The sequence below is a fragment of the Streptomyces sp. MBT53 genome, from assembly GCF_016654115.1.
Taxonomy (GTDB): domain Bacteria; phylum Actinomycetota; class Actinomycetes; order Streptomycetales; family Streptomycetaceae; genus Streptomyces.
On record NZ_JAEQAZ010000502.1, the window covers coordinates 1 to 486 of the forward strand.

At 78.4% G+C, this 486-nt stretch carries 1 pseudogene; it reads right to left on the minus strand.

Going from position 1 to position 486, the window contains the following annotated elements:
• A pseudogene (locus JHN45_RS52485) lies at positions 1-486 on the minus strand (diacylglycerol kinase); the annotation flags it as partial.

The window sequence follows — 486 nt, forward strand, 5'->3', positions numbered from 1 at the left end:
CCCACGGACAGCCCCGCCACCACCGCGTCCGCCCGGTACCGGAAGTCCGCCCCGGACACAGTCACCGACCGCCCCCGCGCGCACAGCGGTGACGCCTCCGCGCCCACCGACACCGGGCGCACCTCCACCTCGGCCAGCCCCGACGCCCCCGGCCGCACGGCGACCGTCTCCACCGGCTGGTCCAGGTCGACCAGGGTGACGCCGTCGACCTCGACCCGCAGCCGGGCGGGACCGAACCGGGGTACACCGACGAGCGGCTCCCGTGCCGGGCGGGCCGGGACCAGGGTCCGTACCAGCGACTGGCAGGTCCGCAGCCACGACGCGTGGCCGGTGCCGGCGGGCGAGGGCACCGCGGGGGAGGGGAGCGAGGGGATCCGTAGCGCGCCGAGCACCACCCCGTCGCTGTCGTCGACCAGCAGGTCCATCCGCCGTACGACCCCGTCGAGCACCGCCCGCGCCGCCGCCACCGCCCCCGTGGGCACCCCC